The sequence below is a fragment of the Stenotrophomonas sp. 1L-E-5-B-C3 genome, from assembly GCF_057292075.1.
The window spans coordinates 194,377-219,825 of the sequence record NZ_JBXAWS010000005.1 but is presented as its reverse complement, the minus strand read 5'-3'; the positions used below and the strand labels follow the sequence as shown (position 1 = coordinate 219,825).

The window sequence follows — 25,449 nt, the reverse complement described above, 5'->3', positions numbered from 1 at the left end:
TGTACTGGAGCAGGGCAGGAGGGTGGGGCCCGCCTATCGTGAGTGACCGCTACTGCTTCCGCGCACGAAGGCCGCAGCCAACCGCAGTGCATCGTCGCTGCCACGATCGCCACGCAGGGCATTCACCAGCCGGCCGGGCGTTACCCCCGTCCAGCGGACAAGGTCATGCGTGGCATGGGCCTGGTCGCTGTAGCCATGACGTGCGGCTGCAGTGGCAATGCTGGTGGCTTCTCCGTCCAGGGTGTGCAGAATCGCCTGCAGACGGCGCACGCGGGCGTACTCCTTCGGGGACATGCCCACCGCGGCCAGGAAGCGGGATTGCAGGCCGCGCAGGGACATGCCAAGCCGTCGCGCCAGTTCGGCAATGCGCAGATCGCCCTCCATCGCATCCAGCTCTGCTACGGCCTGTTCGACGCGTTCGTCCAGGACGAAGCTGGCACAACGATCCCGCAGGAGCTGCCAGAGAGGCACGGGTGTATTGGTCGCCGCACTGGCGCGGGCGGCTGCACTGAACGTTTCGGCAAAGGAAGCATCCAGCGTGTACAGGTCCGGGGCCTGGTCACGAAGGCCGGGCAAGCGGGCACGGGCGATCAAGGCGCTCGCGGCCGGCTGCAGCCGCACACCGATACAGAACACCGCACCAGCGGCCTGTAAACGGATAGGTCCTGACTGCTGTGCCGCAAAACAGAACGGTAGATCGGAACGGATACGGCCATCTGCGCCATGTAGCTGCAGCGGCACGCCAAGCTCGGCCAGCAGCTCGCACCGGCCATCGGGATAAATGACCTGCACGTCATTCGCGGGTGCGTCGTCCTGCAGCCACCAGATGCACTGGACGTGACGGTGGAGGTCGTCGGGGGCAGGGTGCTCGCAGTAGTCCATGCGGCATCGGACGCCATCCTGCGCGTTTTTACAAGCCCCCTCGGTGTCCGTGCCGCTAGCCTGCAGCCAACCCAACCAGGAGGTCAGGACATGTTGAAGTCGAAGGTGGCGGTGCTGGGCGCTGGCCTGGCGTTGGGAAGTGGCGCGGCTATGGCCGCACCGGCCGAGTTCGACTGGCTGGCCGGGCATTGGTGCGGCGGTACCGAGGAGCGCAGGCTTGATGAGGTCTGGCTACCCGAGGCCGGCGGCGCCTTACTTGGGATGTCACGGACGCTGAGCCACGGCGATATGGAGTCATTCGAGTACATGCGCCTGGTGCCGGCGGGCAAAGCGGCTGGCCTGCATGTGCAGCCCAATGGCGTGGCGCCAACCACGTTCGTCATTGCAGACCATGGCGCGAACTGGGTCGTGTTCGAGAACCCGCAGAATGACTTCCCGAAGCGCATCGAGTACCGGCGTGATGGCACTGCGCTGAAGGCGAGCATCTCCGGTCCGGGTGATGACGGGAAGATCCTGCGGATTCCGTTTGACTATCAACGCTGCGGGGATTGAGTGGGAACGCTGGCCAGGAGTGAAGTCAGGGATCTGAGGACTGGTGAGGCTCTGGCTTCTTGGGTAGCGATCTTGCATGTAACATAATATACATTATGCGAAATATGGTACCGGTCGATTGCGGGCTTTGTTGGCTCCACGTGGCAATGGCTGGGCCTTGGCTCGGGGCCACCCCAACTAAAAGTGCTACGCCGCTCAACTTACTAGCGCTACTTCTCTGAAGTTCGCCCTTTGGAGGCGATTCTGCTAGGTAAAAGTGCTACTTCCTCATTTTGTAGCAGCATGCACGCTCGAAACGGGCACGAATCTGGGCCGACTCGGGCTAGATCCAGGGAAGTAGCGACCTTCCGGAGTTGCAGGCGCAGCCAGGTGGTCATTGCTTCGGCAGCTTGCGTTTCGGTCTGACATCAGCAGCGATGCGAACTTCTCTGGTCGGCGAGGCGGGCTATATCTACCGGCTGGAGCACAGCAAGACGCAGCAGGCCGGCGTCACCGCAACGTCGACGCCAGACAAGCCGGTGCTGGATCGGGCCGCCCTCGCTCTGCAGGACTGGCTCGATGCGGCCGGGATCACTGAAGGGGTGATTTTTCGGCGGCTATGGAAACAGCGCGTGGGCCCTGCCCTGTCCCCGGCCTCCGTTGGCGAGATCGTACAGCGACGGGCGCGTCTGGCGGGTCTGAAGGGAGATTTTGGCGGGCACAGCCTGAGGTCGGGGTTCGTAACCGAAGCGAGTCGCCGAGGCGTGGCGCTGCCTGCCACTATGCAGTTGACCGAGCACCGGTCGGTGTCGAGCGTGGCGGGCTACTTCCAGACAGGCGGGCCCATGGCGAATCCCGCCGCTCGTCTTTTGGAGGACGATTAGGAGTGGCGAAGAGAGTGGAAATCGAAGTAACGCCCTAACCTAACCCACTGATCTGCAAGACAAAATTCCAAATTGTGTCCTGCTGAGTGTCTGGGTAGCATGCGCCCGCTTTGGCGATTCTGATCAACGAACTCGCCCCGCGATCTCAAACGGTGTCGAGCCTCACTCAATAAAGCCTCTGGTTCTCCACCTGGCGCGAACAAAGCTACCGAAATCGTAATGGTCTCCCAAAGAGAGCTTGTCCGCGTGATCAGACACGATGATCTGTGGCATCACGCCCGTTGCCTTTGCCGTCTCATCGCAGAACTTGGCGAGCTGGGTAAACATGTTGTTCACCTCACTCATATCTTCGTCAACTCGTGTCTCACGCCGGGACTGCTTGGCCAAATCTTCCGGATCAAATTGCTCTCCGTCATCCAGCGACGCTGGAAAGTAGACCTGGGTTGGCTGATCCAGGAAGAGAACGGGGGGGATCTTGCAATTGGCTTCAGCCGCGAATTGAGCATGCAAGGCTAAAAAGAGCGCCAAGTGTGAGTAGAGCCAGTTCGCACCACTTCCCATCGACCGAAGATAGACCCGGCTCGTATCGTCTTGCTGGTACCAAAGCTCAAAGGTCTCGATATCAAAGCGCAACCTCGAAGGCTTGTAGGTACTTTCAAAGCCAAACCGATCGCCGAACAAGCACAGCTTGGTATCGATGCTTTGGCTCAATGCTGCAAGCTTCTGCTCAATCTTGTAGTGCGCCAGCAGCTGACCGAGTCGACTAACTTCCACGGACAAGCGTGCGGCTTGCTCGGACAATTCCGACTCAGGCTTGTCCAATTGTTCCTGGATTGCAATTTCAAGTAACAGTTTCGCCTTAGTCGCCTGCTCGTCGATGGACCCCGACGATTTAAGCCTTTCGGCCTCCTCGTCGATGGGCTGCATTTCAGCAATGATCGAACGCAGCCGTCCATCGATGATGCCTATCTGTTCTTGAACCTTTCGCCCCTCTGCTGCAAAGCTTTCGCGCGCGTAGGTCGACAGTGTGAGCTCACCGTTGAGCCAGTTGATGGCGTCTACTAGCCGATTGGCCTCAGTTGCTGCTAAAGCTGTCTCGGATGCACAGACAGGACAATGAGCTTCAAAAAGCTCAGTCGAAGTAGGCAGCCGGTCTGTCCTCGAATCCACGCTAAATTGCGTTGCGGAACTCACCGACTCTGTGACCAGCCTCAGCTGGGCTTGCAGCTGGCGCTTCTCAAGAAGTGCCTCAGCCCGCCTGCGGTTAAGCGCCTCCTTTCTGAACTCGATCTGATCAGACAGCACATCAATTCTGACCTGCCGCCCGGAAATGTGATGGAGCAGCTCGCGTGGGCGCGCATGAATCTGCTCTGGGGTTGCCTCGATCAGGTCTACACCGGCCAAAGCCTTGAACTGCGCGAGGAGTTCCCGGTACTTCCCTATGGCAGCGGCTTTTCGTTCGGCTTGCTTTGGGATCTGAGCTTGAACTCTCCTTAGCTCATTCCTGGCAATTTCTTGCTCTTTCAGGAGATCGAAATAGGCCTCATCGACCAAGCCCATGAAGATCTTGAAGTGATTGATCGCTTGGTCGCGTTTTTCCTTCTCATCAAACCGATAAAAAATCGCGTGCTTATTGGCGACTAGGTTCTGATGTTGAAGCATGAACGAAGAGAAGCTTCGCACAGACGGAGTGGCAGCCTTCTTCCGACCAGCGAGCTTGAAGAATGGATCCTCATCGATATTTTCTAGCGTAATTGAGAAGTAGCGGCCGAGGCTCTTGATGAAATCAGCCAGCGGCATGAAGTGCTTCTCAGCAAAAAAAGCCGCCGACTGCTTGATTAGCGCTAAGAGTGCATCAGGATCAGTGCCTTGCTGTTCAAGCAGGAAGCATCGATTGGAATTCTTTTTGCGTGCAGTTACCAAAAAATACCCATGGAACTGCCAGACCACAAAGAACGTCTCTGCTCGCTCTGTGATGATTCCAACCGGGATCGTATCTTCACGACTGCCCAGACAGTAGTCAAAAATCTCAAGAATTGCGCTTTTGCCGGTCGAGGACTTGCCCGTAATGACATTAAGGCCCCGCTCGAACTGGACATGGTGCAGATCGCCGTCTGTGTCAACGACACCGATGTAGCGGACAAAGCATTTCATAGTGACTTGAACCCCAACATCCTGTAGATGGATACGACATCCGCCTCCGAAAAGATCAAGGACAGCCGGCGAGCCGCATCCAGGTGCTTCTGGACTGCATTGATCCCACGAACTTCACCGACGGACTTCACCGCCAACGCGTCAGTGATCTGGATCCTGCGCTCGGCCTTTAGAACGAGCAGCGCGGCATGAGTCAGCGCCTTGAACCGAGCGGTGTTCTGGACTAGACCCACAAGTCTGGACTGCTCGTGACAAAGCGTGCGCAGGCTGCTTCGACTATTTGCGGCGAGGAGGTATTTTTGCATCGCCGGAAAAAGAACCATAGGAAGAACCAAGTAGCTCAGCAACAGGTCTCGCTCACGAAGCGCCGCCCCATCGTAAAACTGGTGAATAACTGGCGCCAGCGCAAAGGGCGAGCGTTGAAGCGTATAAAGATGTTCAATGGCACCTGGCATCATTCCCAAAGCCTCCACTGGAAGTCGTTAGGCGAGCCCAGCGCATCCTGATCGGCCAAGAGATGGTAGATACCGTTGCGAAAGGCAACCGGTGTTTGATCAAAGCTCCCAAATCCCGTCACCGGTCGAGCGCATGTGTCGTGATAGAAAGCGCATGACGCCCTTTGTCGCTCTGGATGGGTCAGCGATGCGTCACTCCGATAGATCAGAGCTAGGCGGGAAGAACAATGTAATTTCAGGTGATCGTTGCTGTATCTCTCAACATCCTCCTGCGATGTCGCACCGTCTTTATAAAGCTCGACGATGAACTTCTCAGCAGACAGACGATCGATTGTGGCCTGTTGAATGACGCCCTCACCCGCTCCGATCTCGTCCAACTTCTTGACATACAAACGATCGCGCACAATGGCCTCTTGCGCCTCCAACCCCAACTCTCGCTCGTCAAGGCGCGGGAATTTGACAGTTCCGATCATGTATCGCTTGGTGAGATCAGCGAACTTCGTTGTGAACTGAGAACCTTTGAAGCTCCACCCGCTAGTCATCTTCATTGCATTGGTCATGAACCCGAAAAGATCATCCAGGAACTCATCCTGTCGACGAGGCAGCACGGCCCTTAGGTATTTCATCTTGTATTGATCGATCAACCCCAGAAGGTCTGGCTGCTTAGTGATCAATTTCACCTTGGCCAACACTTGCTTCAATACTTCCCGCACATCTGGCCCCATAACGAGCCTTTGAAGTTTCAGAACATCTGGAACGCGTTGCTGTTCTGACTTCTTGGAATTAGACCCGTCGCCTCCTGCAACGCCACCATTCCGGGATGCGGATCGGTCCTTATGCCTATTTTCAGCTTCTTGATGGATGCGCTCCAACGTCACTAGACGCTGATCCGCATCCATTTCGTTCCATCGTTTTAGCGCAGCCCGATCGCCAAACTTCTGCGTTGTCAGCAACACCAAAGAAACATAGTTCTCCTGCCGAAAATCGGAATTCAACCAATTATTGAGCGTCTTCCAAATGTTCTCGTGACTGTCAGTCAGATCGCCATGGTAGTCCTTGACCTCAACTTGCTCTCGCCCCTCGACCGTGACGTCTCCATACACCTCGATCCAGAGAACGTCATCGGGTTTTAGCGTATGGCAATAGTCGATGGCTACGTGCACCTGATATTTCAGTGCTTCTGAGAGTCGTGTGGCATCGAAGGGGAGCTTGCCACCTGGAATTATCTCGCTTTTGGCGAGTGCTAACTGGCCAGATGCTGCCAGCGGCAGCAGCCCTTGACTAGGCGCGCCACTACGCTCTGATGACATGAAAACAGCCCCCTGTTTTATCAACTTCGAATCTTACCAACGATGCGTCGCGAAAATCCACTCTCAGGCTACGTCCATACTTTGATGCATCGTGATGCGCAAGGTCGAAGGTTATTTAGTGTTGTCAACGGCGACTTCGCCACATGGATGAGGCAAGAGGATGGCCTTTGTCGCGCAAGAATGGCGCTAAGAAAGTGATCGAGCATGGCCCAGCCGCCCCTCCCTAGGCGTCACAGTTGCTTGCAAGCGCCGCCTTTACTTCCATCAAAGCGAAATCTAGCGTCTGATACACCACCCGAACGGCTGTGGCATAGCCCACAGCAGCTGTGAAAAGGACAAGGAAGAGCACAGAAGCTGCAATCAGGGGGAAGACGCTCGCCTCAATGACCTCTGGCGAAGCGCTTGGCGAGAAGACACGTGCACCAGCAAACCAAAACAGCGCGCCCCAGACGACACCGGCGAACACATTGAAGCGCGCTAAACGCTCCATAGCTTGAACCTTCACGAGCTGCACACCAGCGGACAGTCTTTCCAACTGATCCTTGTCGCTGATTTGTTTAACGATAGCCGCAGCAAGCGCATCGATAGACTTGCCGCTGACCCCTGCCAGCACTGTGCGACTTGGAAGTCCGAAGTAGACACAAAGCATCGCAATGGTCAGCGCCGCGAATGCCATTGCGGCGCTGAAAGCATGTTCGAACAATCGAAGGTATATAGCAATGATAAGCGCCAGGACCAATGCCCATACAAGACGCTTCCAGAGAATCCCAAGACCGCTGAGGATTAGCCACGGACCGACCAAAAGCTCTTCCGATAGCGCGCGAAACGCATCATCCCGCTTTCCGAATGGCGTGCCTCCTACGACCACGTGTTCCGCGAGCTGAATCACCGCTCTGGTCCTATCAAACTCCATCTTATGACTACTCCTGATGTCACATCGTTGTCGGTAGCGCTGGCCTGAACTTTAACGTCACGCCGACGTGCGCGGTCTGCGGGGCTTCAATTGCCGTCCACCTCAACGCCTGGGTCTAGTTTACGGGGAGGCGACACCACGTTCGTACTGGATCGTTCGCCCCCTCTTCCCTACCGCCGATAAATCTTCCCTATCGCTACTCCCCGTACTGAAGTGAACTGCCACTCCCAGCTTGGCGCTTGCCGAGATCCAGCCCTATTGGGCTGCCGGAGCAGGAATCACACCCTTTCGCAGAATCTCCAATTCCAACATCGCCAACAGGCACAAGCACTGTAGCCTTCCGCGCCGGGTTCCACAGGGCATAGCTGTCACCAAGACGACCAATCAGGCTTAGGTCGCCCTGCACCTTTCCATCAACAGTCACAGCCGTCACGTTCCTGCCCTCGCCAGAGGAAGTTTTCTCGGCACGCTGGGAGCCAAACATGCTTGACGCTATCGAGACGTAGACCAGCATCACGAAGGCGTAGATCAGCCAAGGGGAATCTTTCACTGCGGTGGGCACCACCGGCGAAAGATGCACGATCAACGCACAGATGTCCGCCAGAAGAGCCCCTATCAGAAGAGGTCACGTGTTCGACCGCCAAAGCAGCAGCCCTAGGGCAGTGAAGAAAAGTACTGGAAACAGCCATGCGAACAGCTTGCTTTTGGAGCTGCCGCTCGTGACCTTCATCTCCACCCAGCCGCCAAACAGCGAGGCCAGCAGCATGAGAAATAACACCATGCCGATCCCTGCAAGCCCTGCCAGCGCAAGCTCGCTTACGGCAACAAACTGAAAGGGATCCAGGCCAAAGTGTCCCCAATACGCCCTCAGATAGAAGGCCCCTTGAATCAATCCAAAGGTGACGAGCGCCGAACCCCATCCAGCAACATCAGCCATCGTTAGCGTCTTCTGCGTACGTTCCATGTATCCCCTTCCATCGATGCAGCCCGCCACATAGTGGCATGCAGCGTTCCGCCCTGCAGAACTCACCCTATTAACGTGACGCGTCACGCCCAATCACCCCACCCATTGGCGCCCCACCCCTCCCCAACTATAGTTCCACCCCTCACAAGGACGAGGCGGTACAAATGCCCTATATCGGAATCGGACTCCACGTACTGGCAGCCATCTACTTCGCGGTGCACGCCATCCGCTCGGGCCAGAGCCTCTATTGGCTCATCCTGCTCTTTTCGTTCCCGCTGCTCGGCAGCGTCGTCTACTTCCTGGCGATCTGCGCGGCGCCCGGCAGTTCGTCCGCTCCGCCAAGCAGCTCATGGACCCGGGCCAGGACCTGCGCAACGCACGTGCTGATCTGTCGCGAACGCCCACCGTGCAGAACCGGGTTCGTCTTGGCATGACGCTGCTGGATGCCGGCCAGGCGGAGGAAGCCAGAACCCTGCTTGAGCAGGCCGCAAGCTCGCCACTGGGCGACGACCCCTACATGCTGACCGGCCTGGCGCGTGCTCGCCTCGAGTCCGGGCACGCCGCGCTTGCAGTTGAGACGCTGGACGGCCTGTTCGCCCGCCATCCGGATGTGCGTCGCAAGCCGGAACAGACCCTGCTCCATGCGCAGGCGCTGGCTGCTGCACAGGCACCTGGCACCCGCGCCGCGTTCGAGCGCGCTGTGGAATGTGGAAACGATGCGGCCGCCCGCTGTCTTTACGCCGAGTGGCTGATGGCACAACCGCAGCCCGCCGACCGTGAGCAGGCCCGCAGCCTGTTCGCCAGCATCATCGACGATGCCCAGCATTGGTCGCGCCATGCGCGCAGCCACAATGCCGCGTGGCTGGAGCGGACCAAGGTCGCGTTGAAGGGCTACTGACGCCTGCCAGCCTTTGGTAATCCTGTCGCATCCGCCTCGCTCATGGTCTCTCCGGGCGGATGCCGACAGTCCGCAGGCCTGCACTACCGACATCGCCGATAGCATTGCAGCGCAAGGCTCCAGCCGCGTTGCGCCATATACAACGATTCTGAAACTGTTGAATGTAGTGACGGCATCGGCCCTACTGCATTGGCATCGCGCACAACCGGGCGTATTTCTTGCCGTGCCACCTTGAACAGGTGGCCGGGCTTCGAAACCCCGGTTGTGCAATCGTAAAAAGCGCTTGCCAGTCGGCACCACCACCGCGTGGTGCCGACTGGCAATCCGTCAGCCGGCTATGGCGGGCGGTGCGTGGGGGCCTTGCGCCCGCCGGTCTGATTGCACACCGGGTTTCGAACCTCGCACCGTCCGCCACCTTTATCGGTGGCGGCTTCTGCCTGCACGCAAGGAGCCCAGCCATGACCCAGCCCCACTCCCCTGCCCCGCACCCGATCCAAGACGCGCCCGCCAACGGCCCCGCGTTGGACCCGAACACGCTTATCGCCCTCCTGCACAGCATCGGCTCCGGTGCCGCCTCCGATGGCCAGCCCTGGCCGGAACGCCATCAGATGCCCGGGCGACGCATTGCCCTGGCGGACACCGATTGCTCCTTGGCCGGCCTTCGCGTGGTGCTGGAGATCCTGTTGGCCGCGCAGCGTGCCCGCGAGAACGGTGAACTGGAGCAGTATGTCGGCCCGCGCGTCATGGAGGGGCTGATCATGGCCGGGCTGGGACTCACGGCGCACGCCATCGATCGGGTACGCCCGGAGGGCTGAGTGGCTTGCTGCCGCTGGGCGGCCACAGCGCTGTGCCTCGCGGCAGTGGTCGCGGCACAGCTTTGGTGGTCGGTGCCGCCGTCGCCTGAGCAGCTCGCGTTCCAGAGCATCACCGACAATCGCTTTTCACAGTTGCGCCGCCAAGCGATGCTGTTCGTGGAGTCTCGGCCACGACAGGGCTTCCAGTTCGTGGAACGGCATCGAGATGCCGAGTTCCAGGTTCATTGCCGAGGCCTACCCGTGCTGTGGGTGGAGAGGCGCTCGCAACATCTGCTGTTGCAGGTCTCACTGGACGCGAAGCAGCGGGCGCCCGCCGTTCTGCAGCTGCGAGCAATCCTCCAATGGCAGTTGGAGCCATTGGATTATCTGGAACAGGTGCTGGCTGGTGTGCCGGAGCCTGTTCTTATGGATCGGGTGTTGCAGATTCTCGCCGGCGAGGTCCCTGATGGGGCGCGATGTGGCCCGCGGTAGTCGAGCATGGCTCGACTCTACAGAGGCGCGGGCTGCGGCGGCTCAGGTTCGTGGATGGAGCCCTCGAGCAAGGCCACGTAAGTGTCCAGGCGGGTGCGCATGCTGATCAGCATCCAGCCCAACAGGTACAGCAGCAACATGGCGAAGATCAACAATGCGCCGACCAGGCTGACGTCGAAAGCGCCAGCCCAGTCGCCCCATTTCCATCCCCGGAACTGCAGGTAGAGCGCAATCAACAGCGGGAACGGCCCAAGGCGTTGCAGTCCGCCGTACATCAGGCCCATGCGCTCGATCATATTGGTTCGGAGCGTGCTGACGTAGCGCAAGCGTCGCTCGCGCTCAATGCGAGGGAAACTGCGAAGCTCGGTAACCACGGCTTGCCAATGGGCGAAGTCGCCGTCCATCTCCATGGCGTGCGACAACCGTGGCTGACTGAACTGGCGGATGCCTCTGCGGGCGGCCAGAGCGCCTCCAAGAATGAAGCCTCCGATCTCGATCGACAGGCACGCAACAACCACTTTCAACACCACACTGACGGGTAGCCACCGATCAGGCAGCTGGCCACAGAGAATGCCGACGATCGCGGCGGCCAAACCAACGCGAAACGCCCACGTCTCCACCCTGCCCGCCTTGGGGTAGATGCTGTGCTCAACCAGCCCCTGCACCCGCTGGTGGAGCCAGTGGAAGGTCAGCTCCTGTGAATCGGTCTTGGCCGGCGAATCGAGTCCGCCCTCTGTCTGCATGTCCATTGCGTCCCCTGCCCCGGCTACGATGCCGGCCGTAGCATCGTAGCCGACTCACAGCTGCTCTCAGAAATAGAAACCGATATTGAGGTTCAGCCGCGAATGCCAGCGCGATGGGCCGCCGTTGTTGATCCCGATGCCATCGCCGCCGGCAAACCACATGTTGCGGCCGGCAATCCAGTCGACATAGGTGAGCATCACGCCCTTCTGCAGGCTGCAACCGGTGACGTTCTGCCAGGAGTCGCGCACCCCGCTGCTGTGCCCCACCGGGCGCGTCATGCTGAGGTTGTTGTAGCAGGTCAGGTCGTCCAGCCAGCCGGGCGGGCCAAAGGAATAGGCAACGTTGGCACTGGGCACATCGGCCTCGGCCGCGATTTCAAACGGGGCCTGGAACGCCGACAGTGCGATGCGTTCGCCGGGCACGTTATAGCGGTACCGCGCCCATTGCAGCTGCGTGGTCCAGCCATCGCGCTTCCACTGCGCGTGGACGGCGGCGCCCTGGTGATCGTGATGGCGGCGGCTGCGGGTGTTCTGCACCTTGCCTGCGAAGGCCGATGCACCGACCAACAGCTCGCCGCCCGCCCAGTGACGCGATTGCTCAACGCGTGCATTGAATCGCTGCCGTTCGCGATACGGCAACGCATCGGTCTGCGCCACATCGAAGGAATAGCGATCGTAGCGCGCCCCGGTTCCATACTCGTCACCTGAGAACCAGCCGAGGTGCCAGGTGGTATTGCCGGCCTGGTGAATCACCACAACGCCTGGATCATAGTCATCCTCGATGCCCAGGTAATACCCGGACCCGAACCAGAAACTCTGCGAGACCGTGGGCAGCAGGCCGAAGGGCACCTGCTGGATACCGGCCTTCAGCTGCGTGGCATCGGTGAACTGCCAACCCGCATAGGCATGATGGATGGCGTCGAAGCCATCGTACCAACGGTACTGGGCAGAGAAGGAGAAAGGCCCGCTGCCGGCATCGATGTCGGCGCGAAGCAGCTCCAGCTGCAGGCGGCTGGTGGGCCCGTAATCGAGCCAGCCATAGTTGAATCGAACTGCGCCACCGAGATCGAAGTGGGGCGCTGCATTGCGGTCTTCGCCGGCCGCGCGCGCTTCGAGCGATGGCGCGGCCAGTGCTGCTGCGATGATGATGGGAAATGCCCTCACGGTCGCGTCCTGCCTCCTGTTCTGCGAGTGAAAGCACTCGATTCTAGCCTTGGCGCGCGTCATGCCTCAACGTGAGGCATGACGTACTGCGACGAGCAGGTTACGCAATGGAGGGTGAAGCGAACGTCGGCCAGCCGTGCTCACATACCCAGATCAGACAGCCCCGGGTGATCATCCGGGCGGCGCCCCAGCGGCCAGTGAAACTTGCGTTCGCTCTCCTTGATCGGCATGTCGTTGATGCACGAAAAGCGGCGCTGCATCAGGCCATCGGCGCCGAATTCCCAGTTCTCGTTTCCATAGGAGCGGAACCAGTTGCCGGAGTCGTCATGCCATTCGTAGGCATAGCGCACCGCAATACGGTTGTCGGTGAAGGTCCATAGCTCCTTGATCAGCCGGTACTCAAGCTCCTTGTTCCACTTGCGGGCCAGGAACTGCCGGGCTTCCTCGCGGCCATGGGTGAATTCGGCACGGTTGCGCCACTCGGTGTCCAGTGAATAGGCCAGCGCGACTTTGTCGGCATCGCGGGTGTTCCAGCCATCCTCGGCAAGGCGCACTTTCTCGATGGCTGATTCCCGGGTGAACGGGGGAAGTGGCGGACGGGGTGCTTCAATGGACACAGTGGGGCCTCCAATCAAGTGGATGAACGGGGTGCTTCGACGGGTTTTGATGACTCAGGCGTCAGCGCCTGGCCTGCTCCAACAACACCGCTGCAACATCCCTTGCAGTGTCTGCGGCGGTGTAGTCGCCCATCACGCGCGAAACGGTGATGGCGCCTTCCATGAGAACCAGCAGCTGCCGCGCCAGTGCGGCGGGCTGCTTGATATTCAGTTGCGTGGTGAGTTCCAGCGTGTAATCCAGCAGCTTCTGCTTGTGATGTTTTGCGATGTGCCGAATCGGATCGTCGGGATCGCCGACCTCGCCCGCGGTGTTGATGAAGGCACAGCCGCGATAGCCCTCGGACTGGAACCAGCCCTTGAGCACGGTGAACATGCCGAGGATGCGTGCTTCTGCGGTGTCGGCCTTGTCGCACTCCTGCTGGAACCAGGCGAGCCAGCGCACGTCGCGCGCGTTCAACGCAGCTGCGGCAACCTGGTCCTTGTTTTCGAAGTGGCGGTAGATGCTCTTCCGGGCAACGCCGGAGGTCTTCACCAGCAGGTCCATGCCCGTGGCGTGGATCCCGTTCTGGTAGATCAGCGCCTCGGCCGTGGCCAGGATCTTCTGTTGGGTATCGGCGGTGGTTGTGTTCACGACGCAAAGGTAGAACGAGTGTTCTACCCTGTCAACGGGCGGCATCGCGACCTTCCGGGTGGCCCGTTCGCTCAGGACGATCTATCAAGAAATTCGTACATGTCATCATCCAGAGGCTCGATTTCGGTCGCAAAGTACGTCTCACCACCCACCCATGAGACGCCTCGCATGAACACCTTTGCCCGTACCCTGGCCGTTGCTGCCCTCGCCCTCTCGGTCCAGGCCGGTCTGTCCGCCCAGGCCGCCGAACCGGCCAAGCCGGCGGCAGTCACCAGCATCGCGCGCACCGCCAGCTACATCACCACTGCCGATGGCGTGCAGCTTTACTACAAGGACTGGGGCCCGAAGGACGGCCCGGTCGTCACCTTCAGCCACGGCTGGCCGCTGAACTCAGACAGCTGGGAATCGCAGATGATCTTCCTGGCCAATCATGGCTACCGCGTCATCGCCCACGACCGCCGTGGCCACGGCCGTTCCAGCCAGCCTTGGGAAGGCAACGACATGGATCACTACGCCGATGACCTGGCCACGGTGATCAACACGCTGGACCTGCACGATGTCACTCTGGTGGGCTTCTCCACCGGTGGCGGCGAGGTGGCGCGCTACATCGGCCGCCATGGGACCGGCCGGGTGAAGAAGGCGGTGCTGATCAGCTCGGTGCCGCCGTTCATGTTGAAGACCGCCGACAACCCCAATGGCCTGCCGATCGAAGTGTTCGATGGCATCCGCAAGGCGCAGATGGACAACCGCGCGCAGCTGTACAAGGACATCCCGTCCGGCCCGTTCTACGGCTTCAACCGCCCGGGCGCGAAGGTGTCGCAGGGGCTGATCGATGCATGGTGGGCGCAGGGCATGCAGGGTGGCCACAAGAACACCTACGATTCGATCGCCGCGTTCTCGGCCACCGATTTCCGCGCCGACCTGAAGAAGTTCGATGTGCCGACGCTGGTCATCCACGGTGATGACGACCAGATCGTGCCGATCGACATCTCCGGCCGCCAGTCGGCGAAGCTGATCAAGGGCGCCAGGCTGATTGTTTACCCGGGCGCGCCGCACGGCCTGACCGACACCCACAAGGACAAGGTCAACCAGGACCTGCTGAGCTTCCTGCAGGAAAAGTGAGCAACAGGGGCTCCGGCAATGCGCCGGAGCCAGTCCCACATAAGCGTGTTTCTGCCCCGCCGCGTGTCCGTTCCCGGTCAGAGCCGTCGCCGCGTGGATTCGGGCGGTGCAGAATTTCATCCGGGCCCGGCTGCAAGGGCGTGGAAATGGCCATGCCAGAACCTCGGCCCCCGGCAGTAATCCTCCCCCTCCTTCACACAATAACTCTGCTTTACAGGGAGGGAGCGGGTAAGCTGAAAATACGCGTTCGTGAAAGTGGTCACAGTTAACGGCGGGGAAAGTCAATACCTTCAAGTCCGCTGCAACCTAATTGCTGATAATGCGATTGATTTCCAGGCGGACCATCAATCGGTTGTGACATGGAGGTGGGGGATGTGCATGGTCTCTGGCAGCTCTTCAGCAACGCTTGCGGCTCTACTTTTTCTGATGACCACCTGCGGCGCATCCGCGACCCCGTCGGCAAGCGCCAGGGAGGCCCGATCACTGGTACTTGTCACGCTCTCGCCTGCGCAAAGTGCGGTCCTTGCAACTGGACTGCTCAGGGGGGTACTGAGGCCAATCAATGGCTGTGTCTACTTCGTGGACCCAGGTGGCACGGCATATCTTGCAGCATGGCCTCACGATTACTCGCTGGCCATGAAGGGCGGCGTTCCCGTGGGCGTGCAGAGCATCCGATCGGGGAAAATAATGGAATTCGGAACCGCCGCATCATTCGGAGGGGGGCATGGAAGTGAACTGCTCCGTTCGAGTCTTGCTGCGTCTATTCCGGCTGCCTGTACGGGCCCACTCATGACGATTCATTTGATGCGTCAGGCAAAGGAGCAGCCTTGATGAATTTGCGCATAAAAATGTCCAGACGCGCCTTGGCAGTGTCCGCCCTCGGTGCGATGGCATTCTCACTGCATGGCCAACCGATAGCTGGCAACCCCACTGCATACACCTACTCGCGAGCTTTCAATGTATCTGAGGCCGAAGCAAAATACAGGTCGATGAAATCGATCTCTGCGGCAACGCTGGAGGCCAGGATTCAGGCGTCTGAGCCGGATACGTTTGGTGGCTTGTACGTTGAGCACAAGCCAGAATTCAAGATCGTAGTACTGTTCACGAAGAAGCCGGCAGAGACCTTGGCAAAGTACACGCAGGATCCTGTTTTTACCGGCCGAACTTCGGCTCAATCACTCGAGATGCTCTTGGCGACCCAGGCCGAGGCGGAGGCCCAGCTTCTCGTAAACAAGGTTGGGTTCGAGTCGGGCGTTGATATCAAGCAGTCCATTGTGAACTTTTACGTGAAGGATGAGGCGGCCGCCAGACGCGCACTCCGGCCACTACTGGGTGCTGTTGATTTCATGGCGATCAAGCAAGTGAAAGGCTTTACGGTCACTACCGCGATCTCCGGCGGCCATAAGCTGACCGGTACTGCCTTCAGTTGCACCACTGGCTTCAACGTCTTCGACGCAGATCGCGAGCTGGGCGTCCTCACAGCCGGTCACTGTGACAATACGCTGACCTATCAGGGCATTGCCGCGCCTCTCGTTTTCCAGAGCGAGCAGAACGTAGGCGACTACGATGTCCAGTGGCATAAAGAGCCGTCCAGAGGCCCCCGCCATGCGCAGACAAATGAAATCACCCTGATCAATGGTCCGTCGCAGACGCTCGAAATAACCAGCACACTCCCCTCCAGTTCGATGCATGTGGGGGATGTGATCTGCAAGAGTGGAATTCACGGCCACTACGCATGCGGGACCATTGAGGATATGAACTCAAGGTCCGACCATAATGGAGCCATTGGCAGGTACATCCGTGCGCGCAACCTTTCTCCAGGCCCACTCAGTGTTGAAGGTGACAGTGGTGGGCCGGTCTTTTCGAACAACGCAGCCGTCGGCGTCATTCATGGCCGGGGCGGTGAAGACACGGGATTTGAAGACGACCTGTTCTACATGCCCATCGAACGAGTGTCAGCGCTTGGCGTTTCCATTTTGACTGAGGCATTTGAAGTTACGGGCATCGCAGATCGAACAGAGAACTACTTCAGGCCATTCTCCGTTCCGGTTGCGTACAAGGGCGTTCCGAAGTTCCCGATAGAGTTGACGCTGGAGCGCCCCGTGTGCCCGAGCGAACCCTGCGAACCTGCGACGGAAATGATCCCGGACAAAGCCCCCTCTCCCCTCAACTACACATGGATCTGTTTCTATCCCATCGTGCTCTACCCGCCGCCGGTCATCCCGCCTCCGCCCTTGACTTGGAGGGAGCGGGTCACGCTGAAGGACGCCTCTGGAATCACTGCGGATCCAGTTGAATACAACCTGCACTGCAGTGGATGCCCTGATTGCCCATAGACCTCACAGGCGCTGGAGGGCATGCGGAATGGATTGGGTACTGCAAATGCTTGCCGGCGAGTTGTCTGATGGGAGGCGATGTGGCACTGAGTGTCGGAGAGCGTTAGCCGAGCATGGCTCGGCTCTACAGAGAAGCCAGCTCCTTGGCAAGAAACGGTGCCGTCCTGCTGCCTTTCGCGCGCGCCACCTGTTGCGGCGTTCCCTTCGCCACGATGGTGCCCCCTGCCCCGCCAGCTCCGGGGCCTACATCAATCACCCAGTCCGCCTGTGCAACCGCGCGCATGTCATGCTCGATCATCACCACCGTATTGCCCGCGTCCACCAGCCGCTGCAGCTGCACCAGCAGCCTGTCCGCATCCGACGCATGCAGGCCGGTGGTGGGTTCGTCCAGCACGTACAGCGTGCGCCCGCGCTGGCTGCGCTGCAGCTCGGTGGCCAGCTTGATGCGCTGCGCTTCACCGCCTGAAAGCTCGGTGGCCGGTTGGCCCAGCCGCAGGTAGCCCAGGCCGATCTCCTGCAGCAGGTGCAGCGGCCGGGCAATGGCCTCCTCCTCGCTGAAGTACGCACGCGCCTGGTCGACTGTCATCTGCAGGACCTCGGCGATGTTGCGGTCATTCCACTGCACCTTCAGCGTGGCGTCGTTGTAACGGGCGCCATGGCAGGTGGGGCACGGCGCATAGACGCTGGGCATGAACAGCAGTTCGACGCTGACGAAACCCTCACCCTCGCAGGTCTCGCACCGGCCCTTGGCCACGTTGAACGAGAAGCGCCCCGCATCGAAACGGCGGCGGCGCGCGGCGGGTGTCGCGGCGAACAGCTTGCGCACGTGATCGAACAGCCCGGTATAGGTGGCCAGATTGGAGCGTGGCGTGCGGCCGATGGGCTTCTGGTCGACCTGCACCACCCGCTGGATGGCGTCTACATCGCCTGCCAACGTGCCCCGCGTCGTTTCGATCACGGTCGGCCCGTCGGTGGGCGCGCTATCGGCATTGTCGTCCGCGGGCTCATGCCCGAGGTGCAACAGCAACAGCTCGGGCAGCGCCTGCGCCATCAGGCTGGACTTGCCTGAGCCGGAAATGCCGGTCACGGCCGTCAGCAGTCCCAGCGGCACCTGTGCGTCCACGCCCTGCAGGTTGTGGCGGTGGATGCCCTTCAATTCCAGCCAGCTATTCGCGTTGCGCTGCCGGCTCGCGGGTGCGGGCGCCTGGTCGAACAGATACTGCGCCGTGCGCGAATCCCGGATGTGGCGGAGGCCGTCGGGCTCGCCACTGTAGAGGACCTGGCCACCGTGCTCGCCCGCCTCTGGCCCAACATCCACCAGCCACTGCGCGCGGCGCATCAGCTCCAGGTCATGTTCAACAACGAACACCGAGTTGCCGCCGTCGCGCAAGCGCTCAAGCGCGTCGTACAGCGCCTGGCTGTCGGCCGGGTGCAGGCCGGCCGAGGGCTCATCGAGCACGTACAGCACACCAAACAGCAAGGAACTGAGCTGGGTGGCCAGACGCAGGCGCTGCAGTTCGCCAGCGGACAGGGTTGGCGTGGCGCGATCCAGCGAGAGATACCCCAGGCCCAGGTCACGCAGCTGGCGTACACGCGCCATGACGCCACCTGCCAATCGTTGTGCCGCCAAGCGCTTCTCTTCGGACAGGGCGGAGGTCAGCCGCACGTCGGGGGCGCCCTCATGGGTCGCTTGGCCACTCGCGACCCTCCGGGCGCGATCGCGTGGTGTCGCGCTCCTGCTGGTGCGAGTGCCCTTGGTGTGCGCGCCGAAATCACCTTGTGCGATGGGCTCCAGCAGCGTCGCCAGCTGATCCAGTGGCAGCCGCATGAACTCGCCGATATCCACGCCAGCAAAGGTGACCGAGAGCGCTTCCGGCTTCAGGCGTTTCCCGTGGCAGGCCGGGCACAGCTTGCCTTCCATGTAGCGCGAAACGCGCTTGCGCATCAGCGCGCTCTGGGTGTTGGCAAAGGTGTGCAGCACGTAGCGGCGCGCGCCGGTATAGGTGCCCATGTAGCTGGGCTCCTGCTTGCGCTTGAGCGCGGCGCGGGTCTCTGCGGGCGTGAACCCGGCATAGACCGGCACGCTGGGCGCTTCCTCGGTGAACAGGATCCAATCCCGGTCCTTCTTCGGCAGCTTCTTCCACGGCACGTCGATGTCGTAGCCGAGCGTGACCAGGATGTCGCGCAGGTTCTGGCCATGCCAGGCCGGCGGCCAGGAGGCAATGGCGCGCTCACGGATGCTCAGCGACGGGTCCGGAACCATCAGCGCTTCGGTCACTTCGTAGACATGCCCCAAGCCATGGCAGGTGCTGCAGGCGCCCTGCGGCGTATTGGGTGAGAAGTCCTCGGCATACAGCATGGGCTGGTTGGCCGGGTAGGCCCCCGCACGCGAGTACATCATGCGCACCAGGCTGGACAGCGTGGTCACGCTGCCCACTGACGAACGTGCATTGCTGGCTCCGCGCTGCTGCTGCAGGGCCACTGCCGGCGGCAGGCCATCAATGGCGTCCACATCGGGCACGCCGGCCTGGTCGATCAGGCGGCGTGCATACGGCGCTACGGACTCGAAGTAGCGCCGCTGCGCTTCGGCGAACACGGTACCGAAGGCCAACGATGACTTGCCGGACCCCGATACGCCGGAGAACACCACCAGTGCATTGCGCGGGATGGAGACGTCGACATTCTTGAGGTTGTGCTCGCGCGCGCCGCGGACCTCGATGCAGCCGCTGGCTGCGGCTGCACATGACGACTCGCCAAAGGGGGTGTGGGACATCTCAGCATTCCTGCATTCGGTGGGCGGGTCACGCATGGCGCGCCCGGTAGCCCATTCTCGCTGCTGCGGAGTGAACGGTGTGAGCGCGCCACGGGCGGCATGCTGCCTTCACGTCCCCTTCGTACGCCGTTGCACAGCCAAGGGCTAACGTGGGGCATCTGCACGATGGGAGGCGATGATGCACCCCGATGTACTTGGCTGGGCCGCCACGGCAGTACTGATGGCGACCTTGATCCGGCAGATGGTGAAGCAGTGGCAGGCCCCGAACCCCGAAGCGGTATCGAAGTGGCTGTTCGTGGGCCAGATGACCGCGTCCGCGCTGTTTACGGCGTACAGCGCGATGCTGGGCAGCACCGTCTTCGTGGTCACCAATGCGATGCTGCTGTTGACGGCGGTGGTGGGCCAGGTGATGGCCTGGCGCCGTCGCGGCCGGTGCAACGCGCCCCCGCCCTGCTGATTGTTAACGCGTATTGCCTGAAGGATTGACATCACGTTGCCCCACTCTTGATGGGGCCGCTCACAGCGCACTCCTATGCTGGGCCCGCCACCTGACTGGTGGTGATCAACTTGGAGATTCACCATGCAACGCGATCAGAAAGACCTTCCCCACCCGGACCCGGAAGCGCAGCGTCCCGATCCTGTCAGTCCGCTGCAGGCGGAGCTGCACAACCGCCGCAATCATGACGAAGCGCTGCAGGAAACCTTCCCTGCCAGTGACCCGATCTCTCCCTTCGTCGCTGCGCCAACGCCGGAAGAGCAGGCCAAGCACCTTGGGGAGCGGGTCAAGCTGCCAGACCGCCGCACGGATAAGGAGGCCGCGGGAGATAACCAGTGATCCGGCGCGGCTTTGCGCGTGTGGCGGCCGCAACGGCGCGATTGTCCGGCAGTTTGGGGGCATTCGTCGCAGCGCTGGGTGTGATCATCACCTGGGCCGCCAGCGGGCCGGCGTTCCACTTCAATGATACCTGGCAGCTGGTGGTGAATACGGGAACGACCATCGTGACCTTTCTGATGGTGTTCCTGATCCAGCATACGCAGAACGCCGATACTGCCGCGCTGCACATCAAACTGGATGAACTGATCCGGGTCAGCAAGGACGCCAACCAGGAATTGTTGAACCTGGAATCGATGGAGCCGGCCCACCTTGAGGAGATACGCCAGCGTTACGAGGCACTGGCGAAGACTGCTGCAGACATCAAGTCCAAGAAGGAGCGCTGTATGCCCTGCGATGCGGATGCCGCCGCCGAAGCCTGAGGGGGCCGCGACGGCGGCAGACTCGCGTGGGGATGTCCTGGTGCAAGGCACTGCTTGGCAGGGCCTTGCAGCGCTGTTCCGACGGAGGCCATCGACCGGGGACGCAAGCAGCCCCAAGCTACGATGCCATCGTGAAGCCATGCCGAAGGCCTGCCGGCATCGAAATGCAGCCACACACAGTGACAGGCCCTGCTTCGTGAAGACGGCGCGCAGGGTTCCTGCTGGCGTTCCCATGCCGCCTTCACCTGGCCCCTGCCTTGGCGCAACCGGGCGACGCCTACGCTGAGCGCTCCACTCACTACGGAGTTCAGTATGGCTATCAAGACGGCGGAAGACCTGTTCATCCACGAACTGTCGGACATCTACAGCGCCGAGAAACAGCTGACCAAGGCCCTCCCGCGCCTGGCCCGTGCGGCCGAGAATCCGGATCTGGCTGCGGCGTTCGAAACGCACCTGGAAGAAACCCAAGGCCAGATCGAACGCATCGATCAGGTGGTGGAGGTGCTTGGCATCCGCCTGAAGCGCATCAAGTGCGCGGCGATGGAGGGTCTTGTGGAGGAAGGCAAGGAAGTGATCGACAGCATCGACAAGGGCCCTGTGCGTGATGCCGCCCTGATTGGTGGTGCGCAGAAGGTCGAGCACTACGAGATCGCGTCCTACGGCACCATCGCCGCGCTGGCCAAACAGCTGGGCTACAAGGAGGCCCTCCCCTTGCTGCTGGAGACGCTGGAGGAAGAGAAGGCGACCGATGAGAAGCTGACCCTGCTGGCAAAGGGCGGCGGCAACGCCAAGGCCGCGCAGGCTGCCTGAGCCGCGTCGAATGTAACCCGGCCGCCATGGAAGGCGGCCTCAGGGTTCGTACAGCACCTGGTCGTTCGGGCAGAAGAAGGTGCGCCGCCGGGTGGTGCCCATGTACAGCTTGCTGATCGGGCCGCCGCACGACGGGCAGATCCTGCGTGTGTGTACCTGCCAGTGCTTCTTCAGCTCGAAGCGGCGCTTCCACTCCAGGAAATCGAAGCTGTAGGCGCGTGCCTGGGTGATCAAGGCGGTGAGCTTGCGCGGTGGCAGGTTACCCAGGCGGGTAGCCGGGTGCACGCCTATGCGGAACAGCACCTCGTTCTTGATGATGTTGCCCACGCCGGCGAAGACGGTCTGGTCCAGAAGCGCGTCACAGACCATGACGTCCGGCATCGCCTTGAGCTTGCGCCGGGCCAGCTTCGGATCCCAGGCATCGTTCATCACGTCCGCCCGCCAGTCATAGACGTCGTCCAATGGCTCGCCAATGAGCTTTACGGAACAGGCATAGAAGTTCAGCTCCCCATTGTTGAACCCCAGGGACACCCGCGCCGGGGTTGGCTTCCGTTCGTCGATGCGCCAGCTGCCGAACATCATCAGATGGATGCGCAGGGTCTGGTGGCTGAACTCCAACAGGAAGTGCTTGCCCCAGCTTCGAACCGCTTTCACCCTGCGCCCTTGAAGTGGCGACAGATCGATCCGGCTGTTCCCTGAAACAGTGCGGACGACGTGCCCTTTGAAATGCCTCGCAGCCTCGCGCAGCAGGACGATGGATGGGCCCTCAGGCATGCCCGCCCTCCTGCAGCAGGGCCTGCAGGCGCAGGGCGTTGCCGGTGGCGTGGCCCAGCGCGGTATTGTCCAGTACGAACCAGACTGATCGTTGCGCATCCGATTCGCGCTGCAGATTCCGCGCCAAGCCTGCCAGAGCCTGTTCGCTGTAGGCGCTGCGATAGATCTGCGGCTGCCCGTGCCAGCGCCAGTAGCTCCACGTGCGGTCCCCGCCAGGAAGCGCGCTGCCTGGCACCCGCGCTGGATCCGCCGCAACCCGTGCAACACCATGGTCGCTCAGCAGGGCGTCCACTTCCGTAGTGAACCAACTGGGATGGCGTGGCTCACAGGCCATATCGACCTGGGTACGTGCACGCAGGCCCTGCAGGAAGCCCTCCGTCGTCGCCGGGTCGTATGCCAGGCTGGGGGGCAACTGGAGCAGCAGCGGTCCCAGCCTGTCACCCAGTGCCAGCGCCCCATCGAGGAACCGCTGCAGCGGCTGCATCGCATCGCGAAGCCGATGTTCATGGCTGATCGAGCGCGGCATCTTCACTGCGAAGCGGAAATAGTCCGGCACGCTCGCAGCCCACCGTGCATAGGTGCTGGGCAAGTGCGGACGGTAGAACGAGGAGTTGATCTCGACCATGGGCAGGCGGGTGGCGTAGCGCTGAAGAACGCTATTGCCCTGACCAAAGGCTTCCTGCGCCGACCGGGACAGGGACCAGCCGGCGCAACCGATGCGTACCAGACCAGACGGCGACGGAGCGGTATTCATCGCACCACCCAGCCGTCAGGTTCCAGAGCGCTGCTGGCAACGCCTTCCACATTTGACTGCGTCACCCACAGCAGGCGATCGAGCGCGCTGGTGCCTGAAGGCAGCGCCGATGCGCTGCGCACGAAGCCTGTCCAGTCGGAGATGGCGATCTTTCCCAGCGCCAGTTCATCCACCCGCACGCAGCACATCCGCCATTGCGGGAACTGCCGCCGGCCCACCCTCCCCCGGTTGAGTTCGACCACCCCGCTGTGGCTGCCGGCTGCCAGGATCCGCTTGTACGCGCCGTTGACCCCAGCCTCGGGACCTTCGAGGTACTGCAGGAAGCGGGTGCCATCAAACAGCAACGTACCGGTGACATCGGCGGATTCATTGAACAGCACTGCCTCCATCACAAGCTGCTGCAGTCGTTCCGCAGTCAGGCTGTCGGACGCTTCACTTACATAGGCAATTGCTCGAAGAGGCATGACACCACCGGTTGTTGCAGACAGCTCTACCTTAGCGACGCGCATCGTACGCGCGGTGACACTGGTGTGGAGGTTGCGTTGAGCTGTGCCGCGGCCGCTGCGCATCGCGTCTACACGCACCGTGCGCTTCGGATGTGCGCACGCGTGCCAGCGCATGGCAGGCTTCAGCCGCGACGGCGGCCGGCATGGGCTGACGGTGGCAATCAGGGCGGAGTGCCGTATCGGCCCAGGTCGCACTCAGGCGGTCATCGAGCTGGAGAGTGCCGCGCCCGGGAAACCCTTGCGCCTGGCCGGGTCCCGGCCCGGTTCCGCCGACATCAGCGCCTGCACCACGTGATGCTGGACGCGATGCCCACTCTCCTCCATGCCCACGAAATACACAAAACGGCCATCAAACTTGGCCTGCGCCCCCTCCAGGGCGGTGTCGGCCTGAACGGCTCGCTTCAGCGACTTCATCCACGCCCGTTCGGGTGTCCGTTCAAGTTCCACTACAACCGCGGTGCCACCGCAGTCCAGGGACATGCTCTCGACACGCAGCACGCGTGGCGAAGCAGGATCGGTTCCAGGTCGATGCATGGCAGAAGCTCCAGTGTCGAAGATGGTGGCAATAATCCATGGCCGCTGCCAATATGCCGTCAAGGAACCCCGGGCTCTTTCCACGCCACCTCGACAGCATTGTCGACACCTTCCCAGCTTCGCACCGGGCTGACATTCCACACTCGCAGCCTTGATGCAGCACAGCACACACTGCAGTTCCCGAGGCAATACAGGCATGCGCGCATGCAACCCGATATGAGCCGGCGCAGGTGCAACCTGCTGCTGGTGGAAGATCAGTTCGATCTGGCCGCACTCATGGAGCAGGCGCTCGAAGAAGGAGGGGGCCAGGTAACCCATGCGTACAGCGTATTTGATGCAATGGGTCTATTGGAGAAGCAGACGTTCGATGGCGCCGTGCTGGATGTGGAGCTTCGTGACGGCGTGGTCTTTCCGGTCGCCGATCGCTTGGCCGAGCTTGGCGTCCCCTTCCTGTTCGTGTCTGCGGTCTATGACCAACTGGTACCGCAGCGCCACCGAAGCGCAGCCTTCGTAGCCAAACCATTCCACATCGGCCAGTTGCAGCAAGCCGTCCAACGCGTGGTGGGGGACGCCTGCACGCCTTTGACCACGCACTGATCCAGCATCGCAGTCAGCTCAGGTGGGGCGTCAGCACGGGAAAGCCCATTTCACTCCCTGCGCCGCCCTGCGAAACCGGGAAGGATCGGCCTACGGCAGGCGCATCGACCAATCAGGCCGCTTTAGCGTAGGGCTCGACGATCGAGAGGAGCTTCTCCATCGCGGTAGCACCCGGCTGGTTGGTCGCGGCCCGCTGGATGAAGCTGGTCCAGTCCGCAAGGGCGATCATCCGCAGCTCATCTGCACTGACTGGCAGGCAGCGCATCGGCCAGAACGGTAGTCGCCGCTGCCCGACACGCCCGCGAGCAAGTTCCATGAGGTCGGTGTGACTGCCGGCGCCGCTGACGCGGGAAAATGCCACATCCAGCCCGTCGGCAGGTCCCTCCATGTATTGCAGGAAGTGCCGGCCGTCAAATAACAGGACGCCGGTCACACCCGCTGATCGGTTGAAGCGGGCCGCATCTTCCATAAGTGTTTTCAAGCGCTCGGACGTGAATCCAGGGACGGCTTCGCTGGCGTAGACAATGGCTCTGTTCGGCATGGTGGCGCTCCTGCTC

27 protein-coding genes and 2 pseudogenes are annotated in these 25,449 nt (G+C 61.2%); 12 read left to right on the top strand and 17 right to left on the bottom strand.

Annotated features, from left to right (window positions below; all coding sequences use genetic code 11):
- Nucleotides 1-33: 33 nt before the first annotated feature.
- Nucleotides 34-957, bottom strand: coding sequence for a helix-turn-helix domain-containing protein (locus AC0Z6F_RS08935; protein WP_485617092.1), 924 nt, complete (start codon nucleotides 955-957; stop codon nucleotides 34-36).
- A 15-nt stretch (nucleotides 958-972) separates the two neighbouring features.
- On the opposite strand from AC0Z6F_RS08935, the gene AC0Z6F_RS08930 reads away from it, so the two are divergent.
- Nucleotides 973-1,434, top strand: coding sequence for a DUF6265 family protein (locus AC0Z6F_RS08930; RefSeq protein WP_125895913.1), 462 nt, complete (start codon nucleotides 973-975; stop codon nucleotides 1,432-1,434).
- 431 nt (nucleotides 1,435-1,865) lie between these two features.
- Nucleotides 1,866-2,297: pseudogene (locus AC0Z6F_RS08925) on the top strand (tyrosine-type recombinase/integrase); the annotation flags it as partial.
- A gap of 162 nt (nucleotides 2,298-2,459) precedes the next feature.
- On the opposite strand, the gene AC0Z6F_RS08920 reads toward AC0Z6F_RS08925, so the two are convergent.
- The 6 genes from AC0Z6F_RS08920 to AC0Z6F_RS08895 form a co-directional block, all read right to left on the bottom strand.
- Nucleotides 2,460-4,451: a DUF3732 domain-containing protein gene (locus AC0Z6F_RS08920; protein WP_485617091.1), complete on the bottom strand. Its 1,992-nt coding sequence runs from the start codon at nucleotides 4,449-4,451 to the stop codon at nucleotides 2,460-2,462.
- On the bottom strand, nucleotides 4,448-4,909 hold the full coding sequence (locus AC0Z6F_RS08915; protein WP_485617090.1) for a three component ABC system middle component: 462 nt from the start codon (nucleotides 4,907-4,909) through the stop codon (nucleotides 4,448-4,450). The genes AC0Z6F_RS08920 and AC0Z6F_RS08915 overlap by 4 nt, the downstream gene beginning before the upstream one ends.
- Nucleotides 4,906-6,216, bottom strand: coding sequence for a hypothetical protein (locus AC0Z6F_RS08910; RefSeq protein ID WP_485617089.1), 1,311 nt, complete (start codon nucleotides 6,214-6,216; stop codon nucleotides 4,906-4,908). The genes AC0Z6F_RS08915 and AC0Z6F_RS08910 overlap by 4 nt, the downstream gene beginning before the upstream one ends.
- Before the next feature lie 223 nt (nucleotides 6,217-6,439).
- Nucleotides 6,440-7,105, bottom strand: a complete 666-nt coding sequence (locus tag AC0Z6F_RS08905) for a hypothetical protein (protein ID WP_485617088.1) — start codon at nucleotides 7,103-7,105, stop codon at nucleotides 6,440-6,442.
- A gap of 220 nt (nucleotides 7,106-7,325) precedes the next feature.
- Nucleotides 7,326-7,715: a hypothetical protein gene (locus tag AC0Z6F_RS08900; RefSeq protein WP_485617087.1), complete on the bottom strand. Its 390-nt coding sequence runs from the start codon at nucleotides 7,713-7,715 to the stop codon at nucleotides 7,326-7,328.
- 39 nt (nucleotides 7,716-7,754) lie between these two features.
- Entirely contained in the window at nucleotides 7,755-8,093 is a 339-nt protein-coding gene (locus AC0Z6F_RS08895) for a hypothetical protein (protein WP_485617086.1), read from the bottom strand.
- Between the two features lie 164 nt (nucleotides 8,094-8,257).
- Here AC0Z6F_RS08895 and AC0Z6F_RS08890 point away from each other — a divergent pair.
- The 3 genes and pseudogenes from AC0Z6F_RS08890 (at nucleotide 8,258) to AC0Z6F_RS08880 (ending at nucleotide 10,277) form a co-directional block, all read left to right on the top strand.
- Nucleotides 8,258-8,991, top strand: a pseudogene (locus AC0Z6F_RS08890) (tetratricopeptide repeat protein).
- 458 nt (nucleotides 8,992-9,449) lie between these two features.
- Nucleotides 9,450-9,806: a hypothetical protein gene (locus AC0Z6F_RS08885; RefSeq protein WP_485617085.1), complete on the top strand. Its 357-nt coding sequence runs from the start codon at nucleotides 9,450-9,452 to the stop codon at nucleotides 9,804-9,806.
- Nucleotides 9,807-10,277, top strand: coding sequence for a hypothetical protein (locus AC0Z6F_RS08880; RefSeq protein WP_485617084.1), 471 nt, complete (start codon nucleotides 9,807-9,809; stop codon nucleotides 10,275-10,277). It begins immediately after the preceding gene.
- Between the two features lie 17 nt (nucleotides 10,278-10,294).
- Here AC0Z6F_RS08880 and AC0Z6F_RS08875 read toward each other — a convergent pair whose 3' ends face one another.
- The 4 genes from AC0Z6F_RS08875 to AC0Z6F_RS08860 all read right to left on the bottom strand — a co-directional run bounded on the left by AC0Z6F_RS08875 (nucleotide 10,295) and on the right by AC0Z6F_RS08860 (nucleotide 13,477).
- Nucleotides 10,295-11,026, bottom strand: coding sequence for a hypothetical protein (locus tag AC0Z6F_RS08875; RefSeq protein ID WP_485617083.1), 732 nt, complete (start codon nucleotides 11,024-11,026; stop codon nucleotides 10,295-10,297).
- 60 nt (nucleotides 11,027-11,086) lie between these two features.
- Entirely contained in the window at nucleotides 11,087-12,184 is a 1,098-nt protein-coding gene (locus AC0Z6F_RS08870) for a hypothetical protein (protein ID WP_485617082.1), read from the bottom strand.
- Between the two features lie 140 nt (nucleotides 12,185-12,324).
- On the bottom strand, nucleotides 12,325-12,801 hold the full coding sequence (locus AC0Z6F_RS08865) for a nuclear transport factor 2 family protein (RefSeq protein WP_485617081.1): 477 nt from the start codon (nucleotides 12,799-12,801) through the stop codon (nucleotides 12,325-12,327).
- A 61-nt stretch (nucleotides 12,802-12,862) separates the two neighbouring features.
- Complete coding sequence (locus AC0Z6F_RS08860) at nucleotides 12,863-13,477, bottom strand: TetR/AcrR family transcriptional regulator (RefSeq protein WP_485617080.1); 615 nt, start codon at nucleotides 13,475-13,477, stop codon at nucleotides 12,863-12,865.
- Nucleotides 13,478-13,600: 123 nt separating this feature from the next.
- On the opposite strand from AC0Z6F_RS08860, the gene AC0Z6F_RS08855 reads away from it, so the two are divergent.
- Both AC0Z6F_RS08855 and AC0Z6F_RS08850 read left to right on the top strand, forming a co-directional pair.
- Entirely contained in the window at nucleotides 13,601-14,554 is a 954-nt protein-coding gene (locus AC0Z6F_RS08855) for an alpha/beta fold hydrolase (RefSeq protein ID WP_485617079.1), read from the top strand.
- 830 nt (nucleotides 14,555-15,384) lie between these two features.
- A complete protein-coding gene (locus tag AC0Z6F_RS08850) occupies nucleotides 15,385-16,890 on the top strand; it encodes a S1 family peptidase (protein ID WP_485617078.1) in 1,506 nt (501 codons plus the stop codon).
- A 124-nt stretch (nucleotides 16,891-17,014) separates the two neighbouring features.
- Here the strand turns inward: AC0Z6F_RS08850 and AC0Z6F_RS08845 are convergent, their stop codons facing one another.
- Nucleotides 17,015-19,663: an excinuclease ABC subunit UvrA gene (locus AC0Z6F_RS08845; protein ID WP_485617077.1), complete on the bottom strand. Its 2,649-nt coding sequence runs from the start codon at nucleotides 19,661-19,663 to the stop codon at nucleotides 17,015-17,017.
- 178 nt (nucleotides 19,664-19,841) lie between these two features.
- On the opposite strand from AC0Z6F_RS08845, the gene AC0Z6F_RS08840 reads away from it, so the two are divergent.
- From AC0Z6F_RS08840 to AC0Z6F_RS08825, 4 genes are all read left to right on the top strand, one after another.
- Nucleotides 19,842-20,120: a hypothetical protein gene (locus tag AC0Z6F_RS08840; RefSeq protein ID WP_485617123.1), complete on the top strand. Its 279-nt coding sequence runs from the start codon at nucleotides 19,842-19,844 to the stop codon at nucleotides 20,118-20,120.
- Between the two features lie 123 nt (nucleotides 20,121-20,243).
- Nucleotides 20,244-20,498 (top strand): hypothetical protein, encoded by a 255-nt coding sequence (locus AC0Z6F_RS08835; protein WP_485617076.1) that lies wholly within the window; start codon nucleotides 20,244-20,246, stop codon nucleotides 20,496-20,498.
- The gene (locus AC0Z6F_RS08830) at nucleotides 20,495-20,917 is read left to right on the top strand and encodes a low affinity iron permease family protein (RefSeq protein ID WP_019336571.1); all 423 of its coding nucleotides are present in this window, start codon (nucleotides 20,495-20,497) and stop codon (nucleotides 20,915-20,917) included. Before AC0Z6F_RS08835 ends, AC0Z6F_RS08830 begins: the two co-directional genes overlap by 4 nt.
- Before the next feature lie 312 nt (nucleotides 20,918-21,229).
- Nucleotides 21,230-21,727, top strand: coding sequence for a YciE/YciF ferroxidase family protein (locus tag AC0Z6F_RS08825; RefSeq protein ID WP_197581155.1), 498 nt, complete (start codon nucleotides 21,230-21,232; stop codon nucleotides 21,725-21,727).
- 39 nt (nucleotides 21,728-21,766) lie between these two features.
- Here the strand turns inward: AC0Z6F_RS08825 and AC0Z6F_RS08820 are convergent, their stop codons facing one another.
- The 4 genes from AC0Z6F_RS08820 to AC0Z6F_RS08805 form a co-directional block, all read right to left on the bottom strand.
- Complete coding sequence (locus tag AC0Z6F_RS08820; protein WP_197581158.1) at nucleotides 21,767-22,501, bottom strand: DNA-formamidopyrimidine glycosylase family protein; 735 nt, start codon at nucleotides 22,499-22,501, stop codon at nucleotides 21,767-21,769.
- On the bottom strand, nucleotides 22,494-23,255 hold the full coding sequence (locus AC0Z6F_RS08815; RefSeq protein ID WP_197581161.1) for a DUF72 domain-containing protein: 762 nt from the start codon (nucleotides 23,253-23,255) through the stop codon (nucleotides 22,494-22,496). The genes AC0Z6F_RS08820 and AC0Z6F_RS08815 overlap by 8 nt, the downstream gene beginning before the upstream one ends.
- Complete coding sequence (locus tag AC0Z6F_RS08810; RefSeq protein WP_485617122.1) at nucleotides 23,252-23,719, bottom strand: BLUF domain-containing protein; 468 nt, start codon at nucleotides 23,717-23,719, stop codon at nucleotides 23,252-23,254. The genes AC0Z6F_RS08815 and AC0Z6F_RS08810 overlap by 4 nt, the downstream gene beginning before the upstream one ends.
- Nucleotides 23,720-23,956: 237 nt before the next feature.
- Nucleotides 23,957-24,175, bottom strand: a complete 219-nt coding sequence (locus tag AC0Z6F_RS08805; RefSeq protein ID WP_485617075.1) for a hypothetical protein — start codon at nucleotides 24,173-24,175, stop codon at nucleotides 23,957-23,959.
- A gap of 324 nt (nucleotides 24,176-24,499) precedes the next feature.
- Between AC0Z6F_RS08805 and AC0Z6F_RS08800 the strand changes: the two genes are divergently transcribed.
- Nucleotides 24,500-24,892 carry a response regulator gene (locus AC0Z6F_RS08800; RefSeq protein WP_197581168.1) on the top strand — a complete coding sequence of 131 codons (393 nt, stop codon included), beginning with the start codon at nucleotides 24,500-24,502 and terminating at the stop codon, nucleotides 24,890-24,892.
- A gap of 112 nt (nucleotides 24,893-25,004) precedes the next feature.
- On the opposite strand, the gene AC0Z6F_RS08795 is transcribed toward AC0Z6F_RS08800, so the two are convergent.
- Nucleotides 25,005-25,433 (bottom strand): BLUF domain-containing protein, encoded by a 429-nt coding sequence (locus AC0Z6F_RS08795; protein WP_197581171.1) that lies wholly within the window; start codon nucleotides 25,431-25,433, stop codon nucleotides 25,005-25,007.
- Nucleotides 25,434-25,449 lie beyond the last annotated feature (16 nt).